This is a genomic window from Streptomyces viridifaciens (genome assembly GCF_001888885.2).
Lineage (GTDB): Bacteria > Actinomycetota > Actinomycetes > Streptomycetales > Streptomycetaceae > Kitasatospora > Kitasatospora aureofaciens.
Map to the genome: position 1 here is coordinate 519,496 of NZ_CP090840.1, position 16,090 is coordinate 535,585.

Below are 16,090 nucleotides of genomic sequence, written 5' to 3' on the forward strand. Positions count from 1 at the left end.
TGACACAATCCTTACCTGCCGACAAGTAAGGACGCCTTATGACCAGTCCCGATCCTCGTCACCTCGCACAGCGCATGCACGAGGCTTTCAACACGCGTGACATCGCGGCTGCGGACGAGATCTTCGCGCCCGACTTCTACAGTCACCCGCTACAGGGAGGCGTCGAAGCTGTGAAGGCAGCCTGGACGGCAATGCTCACGGCGTGTCCGACCGCCGGGCCTGTTCGCGGGACCGGCAGAAGTACACGTCCTTGGAGCCCTGGCCGCGACGCGGCTTGACGACCAGCTCGATGCCCTCGGGGACCCGGTCGATCTCTTCGGGCAGCCACGTCTGCGGGGTGGGCACCCGCGCGCCCCGCATCGCCTGGTGGAAGTCCCACTTGTCGCCCGCCGCGGTGACGGTGTCCGCAGGCGGCAGCCAGGTCCGGACCCCGGCGCGTTCCAGGTGGCCGCGCAGGTGGACCAGCTGGGGCAGCTCGTTCTCGACGCAGCAGATCAGGGCGTCCGGCTTGAGGTCGTGTACCAGCTCCATCAGGTCCGCGCCGTACAGAGGGCTGTCGGCGCGCGCGATGGTGCGGGCGGTGATGCCGGGTGCGAGCAGGCCCGGGGCGAGGGGGTGGGAGTCGGTGCCGATGACCTCGTGGCCGAGCTTGAGGAGCGTGAGCGCGAGATCCAGGCCGGGGGCTCCGCCGACGCCGGTCACCAGGATGCGGCGGGGCTCCTCGGGTTCGGTCGTCCTCAGGTCGCGGCGGCTCACGCGGCGGCCCGAGCAACGCCGGTCTGCCACCAGTCCGGGTTGCAGCGGTACCAGTCCACGGTCTCGGCGATGCCCGCCGCCAGGTCCTGCCGAGGCCGGTAGCCGAGCTGGGCGAGCTTGCCCCAGTCCATGGAGTAGCGGATGTCGTTGGCCGCCCGGTCCGGCACGTAGGTGACCTGGTTCCAGGCCGCGCCCGTGGCTCGCAGGAGCATCCCGGTCAGCTCGATGGTGGTCAGGTCGGTGCCGCCTCCGATGTTGTACGCCTGGCCGGGGATGCCCTTGCGGAGGACCAGCTCCACGCCGGCACAGTTGTCGGTGACGTGGAGCCAGTTGCGGACGTGCTCACCGTTGCCGTGGACGGTGACCTGCTCACCGGCCAGCAGCCGGGTGACGAACAGCGGGATCAGCTTCTCCGGGTACTGACGGGGACCGTAGTTGTTGGAGGAGCGAGTCACGCACACCGGCACGCCGTAGCTGGAGTGGTAGGCCAAAGCGATCATGTCGGAGGCCGCCTTGGACGCGGAGTACGGCACGGTGGGGCGCAGCGGGTCGGCCTCGAAGGCCGTTCCGGTCGGCAGGGAGCCGTACACCTCGTCGGTCGAGATGTGGACGAACTTGCGGATGCCGATGCGGCGAGCCGAGTCGAGGAGCGTCTGGGTGCCGAGCACGTTGGTGGAGACGAAGCCCCCGGCGTCGGCGAGGGAGCGGTCGACGTGCGACTCGGCGGCGAAGTGGACCACGGCGTCGTGGGTCTCCATCAGGGCGTCGACCAGAGCGCGGTTGAGGATGCTGCCCTGGACGAAGGTGAACTTCTTGGAGTCGGTGATGCCGTCGAGGTTTCCGAGGTTGCCCGCGTAGGTGAGCGCGTCCAGGACGGTCACCTTGGCGACGTCGTCGGCGTTGATGAGGCGGCGGGCGAAGTGCGATCCGATGAAGCCGGCGCCGCCGGTGATGAGGATGTTCTCCATGGGAGTCACCGATTCTGGGTGAGGTGTGGTGGAGGTTCAGCCGGTCTGGGCGGGCAGCAACTTGCGGTCCAGGGCCTCGGCGAGGCTCAGGCTGTTGCCCACGACGATGGAGGCGGGCTCGGGCGGCCATTCGATGGCCAGGTCGGCGTCGAGCGGGTCGATCGTGAGGAACTGCTCGGGCCGGTGTAGCTCGTTGAGCAGGTAGGTGACGGTGGAGCGGTCCCAGAGGGCGAAGGTGGCGTGGCCGACGCCGGGCGGCACGTACAGCGCGGTGCGTCGCTCGGCGTCGAGGTGTTCCAGCCGCCAGGTACCGAAGGTCGGCGATCCGGTGCGCAGGTCCACCAAGGCATCGAGAACCGCCCCACTGGTGCAGGTGACGTACTTGGCGTGACTGGTGGTGGCGACGCTGATGCCGCGCAGCGCGCCGAGGCGGGAGACGACGGTGTTGGCTTGGGCCAAGCTGAACGACTGGCCGGTGGCCACGCGGAACACGTCTTCCCGATAGACCTCCTGGAGTTCACCTCGGACGTCGCGGTGCGCGTTCGGTTCGAAGGCGAATGCCCCTGGGATTTCGAGGGCGCGGGCCTTCACCGGTGGCCACCCTCGATGAGCCGGTCCGGGGCGGTGGCGGGGAGCGCTGTTGCTTCGGGCTGGGCGTCGATCTGGTGCTGAGCCGCGAAGCCCAGCAGCGCGAGTACGGGCAGGTGTAGGGCTGCCCAGGAGGCGGCGAGAAACGCGCCGAGTCGGTCACGGCTCGGCGAGGTGGCAGTCAGCCCGGCAAGGGCCGGGCTGATGCTGAATGTCGGCATGGCGGGAGCCTCCGCAGCATGGGACGGGTTGACGATCCCAGTGAACTGCCGAGGCGATGCCGCAATCCGTAGCCGGGCTACGGGCCGTAGTCCGGCTACGGGTCAGACGATCTGTACGCCCGCTCGCCCCGCGAAATCCCGCACTCCCGGCAGCTTGCGGTCATGCCGCAGTAGGCCGGCGGCGAGGTCACGGACCACACCACGGCGCACCTCCTGGGGGGCCGCCTCCTCAGCGGCGAGCAGGGCCTGGAACGTCTGCTCAGGCTTTCCCCATTGGTCGAACGCGCGGGCCACGTCGGTGAAGAAGCGGGCCTGCCGCTCGGCGGTCGGCAAGGCGGTCGGGTCGACCGTGCGGGCGAACTCGATCGCGCGGCCGGCGTCACCGAGTTCGTAGTGCACCGACAGCTCGTGCAGCGCGACACCCTGGATACCGTCCACCAGGCCAGAGGCACGTCCGGCAGCGGCAGCGCTGTCGGCGGCCTCCCTGATGAGAGCGTGTGCATAGGCCCGATCGCCGGCCTTCGCCGCGGTGTAGGCAGCGGTGGCGTACAGGTCGCCACGGGTGGCCAGGCGGGCGCCCTCGGACACCGAGGTGTCAGCGAGCAAGTCCTCGGCGGCGACCACCACGATGTCCGTCGCCCTGGCCAGGCTGCCCTGGCGGCGCCAGGAGCTGGACACCATCCGCTGCGCCTCGGCGGTGACCAGCGGGTCGCCGCCCGACCGGGCTGCGGTCAACGCCCGATCGGAGGTGATCGCCACCAGGTTGTTGTCACCGATCTTGATGCACAGCCGAGCCGCGAGGTTATAGAGCCGGGCGACTTGGCGGGCGCGCTCATCCGCCGTTCCGACCATCCCGGCGGCGACGATCCGGGCCGGCAGCGCCTCAGCAAGGGCGTCGTACCGGGCCGCTTTGAACTCTCGGCGTGACGCCACCAGCGAAGACGCGACGGACTCCGGGGTCGGCTCGTAGCGCGGCGCAGGAACTCGATCCGCCCCGTACAGCAGCAGATCCTCCAGGCCGGCGAGCGGCGACGCCGCCTCGGCCCGCGCTACCTGCTGCCCGACAGCCGGGGCGAAGAGGGCGGCAGCCGCCATGGTCAGGAACGGGCGGCGTCGCACATCGTCCTCCTCGGCACCGGAAGTCGTCGCCAGCGTAGCCGAGCTGACACGGCGTCGCCGAGATCTCGACTCGTTCGGGACGGGTTGCGGCAACGCCATCAGGTCGTCGATCTTGACGTCCAGAGCGTCGGCCAGCAACCGTAAGAGCCGGACGTCCTTGACCTGCTGGAGGTCCCGCTCGACCTTCGACATCCACTCCTCGCTACGGTCGAGTTCGGTCGCCAGCCGCAGCTGCGTCCAACCCTTCTCCGAGCGGTGCAGCGAGACGAACCTGCCGAACGTGATGCCATCGGTCACCGTGGCCCCCGGTGGGTAGCCGACCGCCGCCGGAGCAGCGGGCGGATGCTCCTGGTAGGGCCCCGCACGCCCACATGCGGCGCGCTGGGGCTGATCCCCGTTGTTGCCACCGTGTTCCGGCGGCAGCGCTCGCCCTCCTCGACGCTAGATCGGGGAGGGGCCGGCCGACTCACTCATCGGTCCGGCCCGGCGTGCGGTCGACGTAGCTGAGGGCCTGCTCACCCGGCGGCCAGGACACCTCGACATCAGCCGCGATCGCCTCTCCCACGTCACCGCAGCCCGAGCCGCGCCGACGTCGAGCGGCAGGTCCTCACGCACGGCAGCCGCCTCTCCGGAGCCCGAGCCTGGCGACGTGCGCGACGTCGTCCGGTAGGCAGAGCACCCCAGGGGACTCCATCGGTACGGCCCAGTACGCCCCGGCGGTACGGTCCCGCGTGAGGCCGGGCACCGGCACCATCATGGTGGACCCCCGGCCGAGGAAGGCGACACCTGCCACGGTCCAGGTGCGGACCGCGCTCGGCGGCAGCAGCGCCACGAAGAGGCCGCGGTCCCCCGTGCAGAACACCGGCCCGTCGAACGACACCGCGAGGTAGCGATCGATGGTCGCCCAGTCCGCACTGCCCGCCGCGCTGGCGACGATGTCGGACGGCAGGCGCGCCGCCGAGAACAGCATCCCGCAGGGCAGCACCGTGACGCCGCGCGTCGCCCAGTCGGCGGCGGCGGCCGTCCGCTCGCCATCGGGGAGGGCCGCCAGGAGCCAGTGGCGCACGGCGGCGGTGCGCTCGGCACCGGTCACCAGGCGGCCTCTCAGTCCTCCACCCGAAGCAGCCGGGTCGGGATCAGCAGCCAGCGCCGGCGCAACGTCAACTACGTCGCCACACACGATTTCCTCCGGAGGGAGCTCAAAAGCGATCGACGGGAGATCCAGCCAGGGAAGGCCGGGCCTCCCGGCCTGGTGTCGTTGGTCTGGCCGGGGAGGAGACTCGGGGACCTACCCGGTCGCGTGCCAGCGGGGAACCGCGAACAGGCGGGAGACACGGACGGTCTCCGAGATGATGCGTGCGCGTTCGGCGGCACGGCTCGGCGGCGACACCCGCACGGCCTTCCCCAGAGCAAGCTCGGCCCACACCTTCTTGCCACCAGAGGTCACCACCGCGCCCCAGCTGACCGAGAGAGCCGCGACCACGAGCAGGCCTCGGCCGGACTCGACGTCGTCGTTGCCCAAGGCGTCCGCCGACAGCCGGGGCATGACCCTGCTCAGGTCGTGGACCGTCACCACGATCCGGTCTCCGTCCGGCGACAAGTGCAGAGAAACGTGGTGCCTGCCCGGCGGGCTGTGTCTCGCGGCGTTGGCCACCAGCTCGTAGGCGACGAGCAACACGTCGCCGAGGTCGGGTTCAGTGACGCCCCAACGAGACAGGCCGGTTGCGAGCACATCCCGGACCGGGTTTACGGCCGCCAGGCGGCCGTCCAACTGAGTAGCTGTCGCGTTAATAGTCAGGCGGTCCTACGTTGTTGGCATGGGTTGAACGGGCCGTCGTAAGGTCCAGAGGCCCAGAGACGCCGGGTATGGCTTTCAGGCGGTTGCACGCGATGGTTCACGTCACCTGGCCGCCCGGTGTCTCACGACGACTCGGCCGCTGATTAGGAGCTGCGAGCCCCTCGGGTGCATCGCTGAGTAGGACCACGCTGGCGAGGTCGTCCGGAGCACGGAGTGGGATCGAACGACCGGAGGAACAGGTGGCCCAGATCTGGGCGGGCACGGACATCGGCAAGACCTACCACCACTGCGTGGTGCTGGACGCCGAGGGCAGACGGTTGTTGTCGCGCCGGGTGCTGAACGACGAACCGGAGCTGCTGGCTCTGCTCGCCGACGTCCTCGCCCTGGACGAGGACGTGGTCTGGGCGGTAGACGTCGCGGACGGCATGGCCGCCCTGTGGATCAACATCCTTCTCAACCACGGGCAGCAGCTCGTCTACATACCCGGCCTGGCGGTCAATCGGGCCTCGGCCGGCTACCGGGGCACCGGCAAGACCGACGCCAAGGACGCGACCGTCATCGCCGACCAGGCCCGCATGCGCCACGACCTCACGGTGCTGCGGCCGGACGACGAGCACGCCGTCGAGCTGCGGATCCTCACCGGCCGGCGGGCCGACCTCAGCGCCGACCGCACCCGCCGGATCAACCGTCTGCGCGGTCAACTCACAGGCATCTTCCCGGCGTTGGAGCGCGCCCTCGACCTGGACAACCTGGGGCCGCTGATCCTGCTGACCGGCTACCAGACCCCGGCCGCGCTGCGGCGCACGGGCCGCACCCGGCTCACGACCTGGCTTCGCAATCGCAAGGTCCGCGGCGCCGAGGCCCTGGCCCAGGCCGCCACGGAGGCGGCCGAGCGCCAGCACACCGCCGTCCCCGGGGAGAAGATCGCCGCGCAGGTGGTCCACACCCTGGCCAAGGAGGTGATGGGCCTCAACGAGCAGATCGGCGAGATCGACAAGCTCATTGCGGCCCGGTTTCGCGAGCACGAGCTCGCCGAGGTGATCGCCAGCATGCCCGGCATCGGCCCACTGCTGGACGCGGAGTTCCTCGCCGCCACCGCCGGCGACATGAGCCGGTACGGCAGCGCGGACCGCCTTGCCAGCCTGGCCGGAGTCGCGCCGGTCCCGCGCGACTCCGGCCACGTCAGCGGCAACCTGCACAGGCCCCGGCGCTACCACCGCGGCCTCCAACGCGTCTTCTACACCTCCGCGCTGATCAGCATCCGCAGCTGCGAGGCGTCCCGCCGCTTCTACGAGCGCAAGCGCAACGAGGGCAAACGCCACACCCAGGCCGTGCTCGCACTGGCTCGCCGACGAGTGAACGTCCTGTGGGCCCTGATCCGTGACGGAAAGTGCTACCAACGTGAACTCCCGGTCACATCAGCGGCTTGACAACAGCATTAGGAGGTGGTTGAGACCTCGCTGCGCGCCCTTCACAGCTGCGCCCCGAGGATGGTCAGGTCATCGCCGTCCCGCAGCGCCTTGCCGGGGGGCCGCATGGTGAGCAGGGTGACGCCCTGCTCGGCGAGGCGGTCCGCGAGGCGTCGCCAGGTGCGGAAGTCCGGAGCGACCATCGACCGGATCACGGTCACCACCGCCGCAACGGAGCCGGCGGCGGCGAGTTCGGTGACACGCTGCCAGCCGACGCGCTCGACGGCTGGCAACAGCTCGTCGTGGTCGGTGATGACCTCACTGACCGGGAGGTCTTCGGCGGTGGCGCGATTGGTGCACCAGTTGATGTAGAGCTGACGGCTGGTGGTGTCGTCGGCGGTACACAGGTAGACGACGGCGGCGGGGGTTCGCATGGGTAGCTCCAGCGGACGGCACAGTTGGAGCCGCGCCCGGCGCACGACGGGGGGGCATGGCCGGGCGCGGCCGCCGACGAGGACTATTCCGTGATCCGCTTCCGCGGGTTGTCCGGTCGGCTGCAACCAGTCAACGGCGACCGGCCGAAACCAGGCAGGGTGGTTTCCGTGCCGTCCGCGTGCGAGCACCCGGAAGTTTTGACGTCCCCTTTGCCTAAAGTCCGGCACGGCAAGTCACGCCATCGCTACTCTCGGCGCGTGGGGGACAACCAGGAAATCCGACGCCGGATGCGGGAACTCAACATCACCCAGGTCGAGTTGGCCCATCGCGTGAACTCCAGGATCGGGGCAATCACCGGCCGTTACGGCACCTGCTCCGAGCGAACCGTCCGTGACTGGGTGACGGGCAAAATCACCTGGCCACACGAGCGACAACGCCTCGCTCTAGAGGCAGTATTCGACTGCACAGCCGAACAGCTCGGCTTCAAGCCGCGGCGCAAGAACCCCGCGCCCCCACCGACGGAGAAAGACGTGAAGCGTCAGACCTTCCTCAAGGGGCTCGCTGCCACCGCAGCAGTCGGTCTCACCTCAGCCCCCGCTGCCGCGACCACTCGGACAACCATCGGCACGTCCGACGTGATCCGGCTGCGCGCTGGCCTCGAAACGCTCGACGCCCTGGACGACCATCGGGGCGGCCACGGCGCCCTGGAGAGAGCAGCACTCGCTGGCGCCAACCAGGTCCAGGCCCTCCAGCGAAACGGCACGGCCAGCGAGCGTATCCGGGACCGCCTGTTCAGCGTCGCCGCCGACTACACCGCCGTCGCGGCATGGTCCTGCATCGACGCCCGGGAACTCGAACGAGCCCAGCAGCACCTCGACACCTGCATGCGACTGGCCGGCCTCGCCCGCGACCCGATCGCCACGTTCCGAACCTGGAACATGATCGCCATTCTCGCTTACCAGCTAGGCAACTACCCCGACGCCGTCGCGGCGGCCCGCGCAGCCCAGCGCACAGGGATCACCCGACGCGACCCCATGTTCGCCTCCCTCGCCCACGCCCGCACGGCCATCGGCAACGCCGGCCTGGGCGACCGCCAAGGCGCCCTCCGCTCCATCGGGATGGCGCAAGACGCCCTCAGCCGGGCACGAAACGAGCCCCGCCCAACCTGGTTCGCCTTCTACGGCCCCGCCGAGCTGCAAGCTCTCACCTCGGTCGTCCAAGACCACCTCGGCGACGCTGCAAGCGCCGAAGGCGCCTCCCACCAAGCACTCGCCCTCCTGTCAGCGCAGTTCCGGCGAAACCGCGGCCTCGCCACCGCCCGGCTCGCCCTCGCCCAACTCCACCAGCGAGAAATGGAGCTGGCCGTCCACACCGCATCCGCGGCCTTCGACGTCATGGCCGGCGCCCCGATCCCGGGCCGCATGCGCACGCTGCTCGGCGACTTCCACCGCGAACTGCTGACCCTTTCCACGAACGCTCCAGCTGCGCAAGAGTGGGCAGACCGCTACCGCGCCGAATGGAGCCGAACGTGATCCACCTGCGTCACTACCGCGCCGACGAAGTGACCGCCGAGTTCCGCGAGATGCTGATCGCCGTGCACGCGGACGCCTACGCCGACGCGTTGGACGACGAGTTCAACCAGCGCTTCCCGTGGTTCGTCAACCACTGGACCAGCATGGACGGCTTCAGCAGCGTGGTGGCGTACGACGACGACGAACCGGCCGGATTCGCCTACGGCGCGCCCCTGGCCGCCGGCCGCGAGTGGTGGCGAGACCACCTGGACCCCGCACCGGAGCCCTCCGCCACGTTCGCGGTGTCCGAACTGATGGTCCGCCCGAAGTGGCGCAAGACCGGTCTGGCCACCCGCCTCCACGACGAGCTGGTCTCCGGCCGGGCGGAGGACCTGGCCGTCCTCCTGGTCGACACCGAACACCCCAAGGTGCAGGCGCTCTACGAGAGCTGGCGATACAAGAAGGTTGGCGACCGCCAGCCGTTCGCCGACAGCCCGGTCTACGCCGTGATGGTGCGGCCGCTCTCCTGAACTCGCCGACTGATGCGGCCGGACCTCTGCGCGCAGTGGCCCGGCCGCACCGAGGAAGATCAGCTCGCCGCCTCGGGAGTGATCCAGCTCAGGGGCGCGTCGCCACGGGCCGTCGCCCTCGGAACCGCTTCACCGACTCCCACCATCAGGAGCTACAGCGTGACGCCCCAGCCCGAGACCCTGACCGTCAGCTACCACACGGCCGAGAACCTGCCCGCCGTCGAACCGCTGCTGCTCGACCTCTACGCCGAGATCTACGCCACCGAGGCCGCCGAGGACCCGTTCGTCTCGAGCGGTTCACCGACCGCCTCCACCACCACGCCGCTGCCCCCGCGCTGGGGCTGCGCCCTCGGGGAGGTGGACGGCGTCCCCATTGGCTACGCCTACGGCTTCGCCCGCACCGCCGACTACAAGTGGGCCGGCCTCGTCAGCATGGTGCCCGGCGTGGACCTGACGGAGCACGACACCCGCACCTTCGCCCTGTGTGAGGTGATGGTCCGCGCCGACTTCCGTGGCACCGGCACCGCCCGCACCCTGCACGAGGAGCTCCTTTCCCACCGGGTCGGGGAACGCTCGAACCTCCTGGTCGACGAGGAGCACCCGAAGGTCCGGGCCCTATACGAGCGGTGGGGCTACACCGAGATGGGGATCATGCAGCCGTACCCGGACTCTCCCCGCTACGTCTCCATGTGGCGCCCGATCACTCTCTGAGCGGATTGTCCCGACTCGTCCCCGGCCTATGCCCTGCCATGGTGCCGGGCGGAGATCCGTTCAGCTGAGTTGGTAGCAGCCCCAGCCTCTGGCGTCCAAACGGCGACTGGGCTGAGGTCGACATCCACGGCCGGCCGGTCGCCTCGGCCACTGGTACCTGCTGGTCCGCCGCAACCGTCGCACCGGCGAACTCTGCGGGTGCCGATAAATCATCCGGCCTGGTCACAGCCTTGTCTGCCTGATCGCGGGTCGTGTCTGCAGGCCTCCTGGTTGTCTTCCCCAGGGGTCAGTGCAGACGGCATGATGATCTGTTGTGCTGCTGCGTCTGGCCTACCTCGCCGCGACCAACACCTTCGCGCTGCTGCGGATCCTGCCGATGAGCGACAGAGAGAAGGACATCGAGATCCTCGCGCTCCGGCACCAGCTGCTGGTCCTGCGGCGCCAGGTCGACAGGCCCGTCTTCACCGATACCGACCGCGCCGTGCTCGCCGGCCTGCTCCACCTCCTCCCGATGGAGAAGCTGCGGCGCTTTTTGCTGCTGGTCCGCCCGGACACGGTCCTGCGGTGGCACCGCGACCTGCTCAAGCGACGCCATGCCGCGACCTGCGTGCCGAAGCGCCGCGGGCGCCCACCCACCGTCCGCTCGGTCCGTGCCCTGGTGCTGCGCCTGGCCAGGGAGAACAGCTCGTGGGGCTACCGCAGGATCCACGGCGAACTCGCCGCGCTCGGTATCCAGGTCGCCGCCTCGACCGTCTGGGAGATCCTCCGCGAGCACGGCATCCCGCCCGCGCCCGAGCGGCAGAGCACGCGCTGGGCCGACTTCCTGCGCAGCCAGGCCGAGGCCCTTCTCGCCTGCGACCTCTTCGAGGTCCGCACGCTGGCCGGGGCCCACCTGTACGTCTTCGCCGTCATCGAGCACGCCACGAGGCGCGTCAGGATCCTGGGCGCCACCGCACACCCGCCGCCGACTGGATCGTGCAGCTCGGACGCAACCTCCTCATGGACCTCGAGGACGCCGGCAGCCGGGCCAGATTCCTCATCCGCGACCGCGACTCCAAGTTCACCGCCGCTTTTGAAGCGCTGCTGACCGACGCCGGAATCGAGATCGTGACCACCGGCATCCGGATACCCCGGACGAACTCCCTCATCGAGCGCTGGATACAGACCTGCCGCAGGGAGCTCCTCGACCGCATCCTCATCTGGAACCAGAGCCACCTCCTCTACACGCTCCGCGAGTTCGAGACCCACTACAACGAGCACCGGCCACACCGAACACTGGGACAAGCCGCACCCCTGCGCCCACTACCCGAACCAATCAACCCGCCAGCACCGCTCGGCAACCTGGACGTCCGTCGACGAAACCGGCTCAGCGGAACCCTCCACGAGTACCAACATACCGCGTGACCAGGCCGGATGATTTTTCGGCACCCGCAGCGTTGGCACTGCCGGCATCGTTGGCGCTGCGGGACACCGTCTGGCAACTACTCGGGTTCGGCGACCAGGTCGACTCCATCGGGCAGTGGGCAGCCGTCTCGCTCGCCTGCGCGCTGCTGACGGGCACGCTCACCTTCGGTGTGGCTACGACCGCAATCAGGAAGTGACGGTGGGGGATGTCTGATCGGTTGCCGGAGCGGGGAGACGCTGCCACTGAGGTTGGACATCCAGCGGATCCGCAAGCTGCTCGACGGGCCGGGCGGGCCGGTCCTGCCCAGGGCCGCGCAGCGCGAAGGCCGCGGTGCGAGTGCGCTCCAGCCAGCTCATGACCTGGCGCAGCGTGGCGGGGTCGAGGGTGCGGGTGAGGTCGCGGAGGGCCTGGTGGTCGTCGTCGGTCAGGGTGTAGAGGCCGGCGCGGTCGAGTGCGGTGTAGAGGGGCTGGGCTACGGTGCCCGCGAGACGGCGGTGGGCCAGGTCGGTGGTCTGGCGGGCCTGGTGGGCGGCCTCGCGGGCGCAGGCGGCGACGTCCTGCCGTGGGTTCGCCCCGTACGCGCCGGACCTGATTGTCAGTGATCAGAGGTCGGCCAGTCTTCTGCGCAGGAAGGTCCGCTCCCGCTCGTTGTCGACGAGTTCGAGCGCGGCCCGGTAGGCCGCGGCCGCCTCGGCAGTGCGGCCGAGTCTGCGCAGCAGATCCGCCCGCGCCGCCGGGAGCGGGTGGTAGCCCCGCAATGCGTCGGCGTTCAGCGCGTCCAACGCCGCGAGGCCGGCCTCCGGGCCGTCGCGCATCGCCACGGCTACCGCCCGGTTGAGCTCGACCACCGGAGACGGGGACACCCGCAACAGCACGTCGTAGAGCGCCACGACCTGCGGCCAGTCGGTCGTGGCGACGTCAGCGGCCTCATCGTGCACGGCCGCGATCGCCGCCTGCAGCGCGTACGGGCCGGGGCGAGGCCCGCACAAGGCGGCGATGACCAGGCCGCGGCCCTCGGCGATGCGGTCGGCATCCCACAGAGCGCGGTCCTGGTCCTCCAGGGACACCAGCTCCCCCGCCGCGTCGACGCGGGCGGCGCGACGGGCGTCGACCAGGAGCAGCAGCGCGAGCAGCCCGTTCACCTCGGGTTCCGCGGGCAACAGCCGGTGCAGGATCCGTGCCAGCCGGATCGCCTCGTCGGTCAGGTCGTGACGTACCAGGTCCTCGCCCGCGCTGGCGGCGTAGCCCTCCGTGAAGATCAGGTAGACCACGCGCAGCACACCGGGAATGCGCCCGGCCAACTCGTCGGCCTCGGGCACACGGAACGGGATCCGTGCGTCGCGGACCTTGCGCTTGGCCCGCACGATCCGCTGCGCCATCGTGGCCTCGGGTACCAGAAAGGCCCGCGCCACCTCGGGTGTGGACAGCCCCGCGAGACACCGGAGCGTCAGCGCGACCTGGGCCTCGACCGACAGTGCGGGATGACAGCAGGTGAAGAACAGGCGCAGCCGTTCGTCGGGGACGCCGTCGCTCTCCCGCTCGGGCACCGCGGGGACGAGGTGCCGCGCCTCGGCGTGCATGATCGCGAGCCGCTCGGCGTAGGCCCTGTCCCGCCGCAACCGGTCGACGGCCTTGCGCCGTGCGGTGGTGAGCAACCAGGCCACGGGTGTCGTCGGCACCCCGTCGACGGGCCAGCGCTCCAGGGCAGCCTCGACGGCCTCGGACGCGACATCCTCGGCGAGGTCGAGGTCACCGAACTGGCGCACGAGCATGGCGAGCAGCCGGCCCCGCTCCTCACGAAACACCGCCTCGACCAGGCCGGCCGCCCGCCCGCCGCTCATGACAGGTTGAAGTCCTGGATCGGGCGCACCTCGACCCGCCCGGCCCGGGCCCCGGGGCAGCGGGCAGCCCAGTCGATCGCGGCATCCAGATCGGGGAGGTCGAGGATGTAGTAGCCGCCCAGATACTCCCGGGTCTCGGCGAAGGGCCCGTCGGTGACGATGCGCTCCCCGTTCTTGTCCACCTGGACTGAGGTGGCGGTCTCGAAGGAGTCCAGCACGTTGCTGTCGACCATGACGCCAGCGTCGTAAACCGCCTTGTGGTATGCCATGAACGCCTCCATGAGGCCCTGGTCGGCTTCGGCCGCCGGGGGCTCGGCGTCCTGGGTGCCGATGATGAGCAGCATGTACCTCACGGTGAACTCCTCTTTCGTCTTTCGTCGGGTTCGTGTGTTGCCCGTGGTGCGGCAACACCGGGATGACGAATGGCGAGGCTGCAGATCGACAACCCGCACAGAAGAATTTTGCAGCACGACGGCGGCCGGGACGGCGCCGAGGACGGCGGCCAGGACGGGGCCACGCCATCGGGCGCCCGCTTGATGGCTCGCGCGAGCCATCCTCACCAGGCCGACGGACGGCAGCGGCGGACCCGGACCGACTGGGAGGCCGCGTGCCAGCGCTGGAACCGGCAGAAACCCGGACTTCGCGGCAGACTTCGCTTACGCCGCCGAGCACGCCCGCTGCTGTACCGTACGTGCCTGACGAACCCTCGGATATCTGTAAGGTACGGACTGATCGGGCCCACTTGCCTTACGTGCCTTCTCTGAACTAGCGCGATTTGCTGTGTGCTTGGCCGTAGGAGGGGCATACTGGCCGTCAGAGGGAGCTTCGGCTTGCTCAGTCCCTGCCAGCGCCACCATTGGCGTCGGCGGCCAGTAGGCCAGACATCGGGCACGCGCCGCGTGAACCACGCTGGCCCGTCGCGACAGCGGCTCATGGCAAGGGGACGGGGGGAGACACCTATCGGTGGTCTGCGCCCCCGCCATCTCTGTGCTGAGGCCCGAACCGCCGTGTCCGAAGGGCCCGCCATGACAGATGTCCTGTCGGTAGTTGCTGGCGTTCTCAGTGTCCTCAGCTCGGCGCTGAGCCTGGCCGTCGAAGCTCGTCGATCCCGGCGTCGCGACGACGACCAGGAACCTCGCGAGACATCCAAGCAGGGAGTTCAGAGTTCGCCATCGGTCTGATCACGGTGCCGGGTCGGGGTGCTCCAGACCCACTCCGACCCGGCACCCTGATCACTCGGCGAGTGACTTCACTACTGCAGTGCCTCATCGAAGCGTTGAATCGCGTCTCTAGTGCTGTGACCTGCGGGGTTCACCGGGTCGGTGGCTGCCTTGCTGCCCTGGGAGCGGGTCGACTCCCATCTGCTGGGCGGTAACAGTCCCGAGGAAAATGGATTGCCTTGGGACCGCGGCCCACCGTTGGCTTAGCGGCCATAGAGCGCGTCATTCGGGACGCCGAACAGCAGCTGGCGGAGGGGACATGGAGTCTCGTCGCCGATGACTCAGCCCTGGTCCGGGGCACCGCGGCCGCTCTGGGCGATGCGATCGGCCCCGCCGACCGTCATCAGGCGTGCCGACGATCGAGCGGCTCGCCGCCCCGCGCGAGGCGATCGCCGCCCTCGCCATGACCATCGCCCGCACTCACGGCCACCTCGGGCTCCTCGCCCAGTGCACCAGCCACCTCGACCCGATCCTCCACTGGCGCGCCCTCGATGCCCCCGAGGGCCGCACCTTCGGAGCCACCTCCCCACCGACGACGAGCTCACCGACGCGGAAACAGCCCTCCGCCTCCTCGCCACCATGCTCAACCGCACCATCTGGCCCGCTGACCACCGATCCCCGTCCCACCCGACCCGGACCTAACGCGATACACGGCCACCGGACCACGCCCCATCCCGGCGACCCACCGACACCCACACGAGCGGCCGGCACCAGCCGGACGCGAGAAACCGAACCCGCCCTGGACCCCGGTAAGGCACGCGCGCGGCGGGCCGGCCCCGGACGAAGCAGCAGTGCAGCCACGCACGTGAGCTGACGGCCCTGTGGTCACGGGTGCTTGTCGTACCGCTCACCAGTGCCGGTCGTTGTACCGAACATGGCGATCGCAGAACGGAACTGGTGGACGCAGGCGCGGGCGCGTCCCCTGGAGGAAGTCGACGTCCAAACGGTGCACCCACGGCGCCGGCGGGTCTTCCGGCTGGGAGAAGAGGAGGTGATGGTCCAGTGGGGCCTCGCCGGACACCGAGTGGACCGGGGCACCTGGTGGACAAGCATCGACGTCAACGGCGCGTACATCGTGATGACCCCCTCGGTCGAGGTCCTCGAAGTACTGGAGGACCAGCCGCCCACCAGCTGATGAACCGGCGGGCGCGCATCCCGAGGTCCCGGGATACGCGCCCGCGTGCCACTACGGAACGGGGGGAGCCGTAGGTGCCCGGCCACTGCAGCGGACCGCAGCCACGACAAAACAGAGCGCCAGGAAGACGGAGGGCGCCCAGCACGGGGCGGCCCACCGAGCGATGGCATCCGGTAGGCCGGGCCGGGCCGAGCTGGCGATGCCCGGGCTCAACGACGCACCACCCCGCCGAACACCGGCGGCCCAGCCGGGACCACGAAGGCCGCCAGGCCGCCGGGCAGGGTCCCGCCAGCCAGCGCCGCAGGGCACCCCGAGCCGAGGACCTGGCCCAGCGCCGTGCTTCTCGCGGTCGCTGGGGTCGAGGTGGCCGTGCTCCAGGTGGAACACGGCGGCAACGGCGTTCATGCGCTGCCACTCGACGGCCCGCGGGTTGAACGCCCGGA

At 70.0% G+C, this 16,090-nt stretch carries 18 protein-coding genes and 1 pseudogene; 9 read left to right on the forward strand and 10 right to left on the reverse strand.

Going from position 1 to position 16,090, the window contains the following annotated elements; genetic code table 11:
- Positions 1-74 precede the first annotated feature (74 nt).
- Positions 75-278, forward strand: coding sequence for a hypothetical protein (locus BOQ63_RS02235; RefSeq protein WP_499503653.1), 204 nt, complete (start codon positions 75-77; stop codon positions 276-278).
- Here the strand turns inward: BOQ63_RS02235 and BOQ63_RS02240 are convergent.
- From BOQ63_RS02240 to BOQ63_RS02270, 7 genes are all read right to left on the reverse strand, one after another.
- On the reverse strand, positions 196-756 hold the full coding sequence (locus BOQ63_RS02240) for an ATP-grasp domain-containing protein (RefSeq protein WP_465398274.1): 561 nt from the start codon (positions 754-756) through the stop codon (positions 196-198). The genes BOQ63_RS02235 and BOQ63_RS02240 overlap by 83 nt on opposite strands.
- On the reverse strand, positions 753-1,724 hold the full coding sequence (gene rfbB, locus BOQ63_RS02245; RefSeq protein ID WP_072653254.1) for a dTDP-glucose 4,6-dehydratase: 972 nt from the start codon (positions 1,722-1,724) through the stop codon (positions 753-755). The genes BOQ63_RS02240 and rfbB overlap by 4 nt, the downstream gene beginning before the upstream one ends.
- A gap of 36 nt (positions 1,725-1,760) precedes the next feature.
- Positions 1,761-2,315, reverse strand: a complete 555-nt coding sequence (locus tag BOQ63_RS02250; protein WP_072653255.1) for a dTDP-4-dehydrorhamnose 3,5-epimerase family protein — start codon at positions 2,313-2,315, stop codon at positions 1,761-1,763.
- On the reverse strand, positions 2,312-2,533 hold the full coding sequence (locus BOQ63_RS02255; protein WP_072653256.1) for a hypothetical protein: 222 nt from the start codon (positions 2,531-2,533) through the stop codon (positions 2,312-2,314). The genes BOQ63_RS02250 and BOQ63_RS02255 overlap by 4 nt, the downstream gene beginning before the upstream one ends.
- A 102-nt stretch (positions 2,534-2,635) precedes the next feature.
- A complete protein-coding gene (locus BOQ63_RS02260; RefSeq protein WP_072653257.1) occupies positions 2,636-3,949 on the reverse strand; it encodes a helix-turn-helix domain-containing protein in 1,314 nt (437 codons plus the stop codon).
- A gap of 310 nt (positions 3,950-4,259) precedes the next feature.
- Positions 4,260-4,745 carry a hypothetical protein gene (locus BOQ63_RS02265; protein ID WP_072653258.1) on the reverse strand — a complete coding sequence of 162 codons (486 nt, stop codon included), beginning with the start codon at positions 4,743-4,745 and terminating at the stop codon, positions 4,260-4,262.
- 195 nt (positions 4,746-4,940) lie between these two features.
- Positions 4,941-5,423, reverse strand: coding sequence for an ATP-binding protein (locus BOQ63_RS02270; RefSeq protein WP_072653259.1), 483 nt, complete (start codon positions 5,421-5,423; stop codon positions 4,941-4,943).
- A 266-nt stretch (positions 5,424-5,689) separates the two neighbouring features.
- On the opposite strand from BOQ63_RS02270, the gene BOQ63_RS02275 reads away from it, so the two are divergent.
- A complete protein-coding gene (locus BOQ63_RS02275) occupies positions 5,690-6,880 on the forward strand; it encodes an IS110 family RNA-guided transposase (protein ID WP_072653260.1) in 1,191 nt (396 codons plus the stop codon).
- Positions 6,881-6,921: 41 nt separating this feature from the next.
- Here the strand turns inward: BOQ63_RS02275 and BOQ63_RS02280 are convergent, their stop codons facing one another.
- On the reverse strand, positions 6,922-7,293 hold the full coding sequence (locus BOQ63_RS02280) for a hypothetical protein (RefSeq protein WP_072653261.1): 372 nt from the start codon (positions 7,291-7,293) through the stop codon (positions 6,922-6,924).
- Between the two features lie 258 nt (positions 7,294-7,551).
- Between BOQ63_RS02280 and BOQ63_RS02285 the strand changes: the two genes are divergently transcribed.
- From BOQ63_RS02285 to BOQ63_RS02310, 6 genes and pseudogenes are all read left to right on the forward strand, one after another.
- Positions 7,552-8,826 carry an NsdA family TPR-like regulatory protein gene (locus BOQ63_RS02285; protein ID WP_072653262.1) on the forward strand — a complete coding sequence of 425 codons (1,275 nt, stop codon included), beginning with the start codon at positions 7,552-7,554 and terminating at the stop codon, positions 8,824-8,826.
- Positions 8,811-9,335, forward strand: coding sequence for a GNAT family N-acetyltransferase (locus tag BOQ63_RS02290; protein ID WP_072653263.1), 525 nt, complete (start codon positions 8,811-8,813; stop codon positions 9,333-9,335). The genes BOQ63_RS02285 and BOQ63_RS02290 overlap by 16 nt, the downstream gene beginning before the upstream one ends.
- A gap of 159 nt (positions 9,336-9,494) precedes the next feature.
- Entirely contained in the window at positions 9,495-10,046 is a 552-nt protein-coding gene (locus tag BOQ63_RS02295) for a GNAT family N-acetyltransferase (protein WP_454130923.1), read from the forward strand.
- A 313-nt stretch (positions 10,047-10,359) separates the two neighbouring features.
- Positions 10,360-11,450, forward strand: a pseudogene (locus BOQ63_RS02300) (integrase core domain-containing protein).
- A gap of 32 nt (positions 11,451-11,482) precedes the next feature.
- Positions 11,483-11,647 (forward strand): hypothetical protein, encoded by a 165-nt coding sequence (locus BOQ63_RS02305; protein ID WP_167395641.1) that lies wholly within the window; start codon positions 11,483-11,485, stop codon positions 11,645-11,647.
- Positions 11,648-11,699: 52 nt separating this feature from the next.
- On the forward strand, positions 11,700-12,053 hold the full coding sequence (locus tag BOQ63_RS02310) for a hypothetical protein (RefSeq protein ID WP_072653265.1): 354 nt from the start codon (positions 11,700-11,702) through the stop codon (positions 12,051-12,053).
- Here the strand turns inward: BOQ63_RS02310 and BOQ63_RS02315 are convergent, their stop codons facing one another.
- A complete protein-coding gene (locus tag BOQ63_RS02315) occupies positions 12,054-13,292 on the reverse strand; it encodes an RNA polymerase sigma factor (RefSeq protein WP_072653266.1) in 1,239 nt (412 codons plus the stop codon).
- Positions 13,289-13,645, reverse strand: a complete 357-nt coding sequence (locus BOQ63_RS02320) for a YciI family protein (RefSeq protein ID WP_072653267.1) — start codon at positions 13,643-13,645, stop codon at positions 13,289-13,291. Before BOQ63_RS02320 ends, BOQ63_RS02315 begins: the two co-directional genes overlap by 4 nt.
- A gap of 1,741 nt (positions 13,646-15,386) precedes the next feature.
- Here BOQ63_RS02320 and BOQ63_RS02325 point away from each other — a divergent pair.
- Complete coding sequence (locus tag BOQ63_RS02325; RefSeq protein WP_143174596.1) at positions 15,387-15,647, forward strand: hypothetical protein; 261 nt, start codon at positions 15,387-15,389, stop codon at positions 15,645-15,647.
- Positions 15,648-16,090 lie beyond the last annotated feature (443 nt).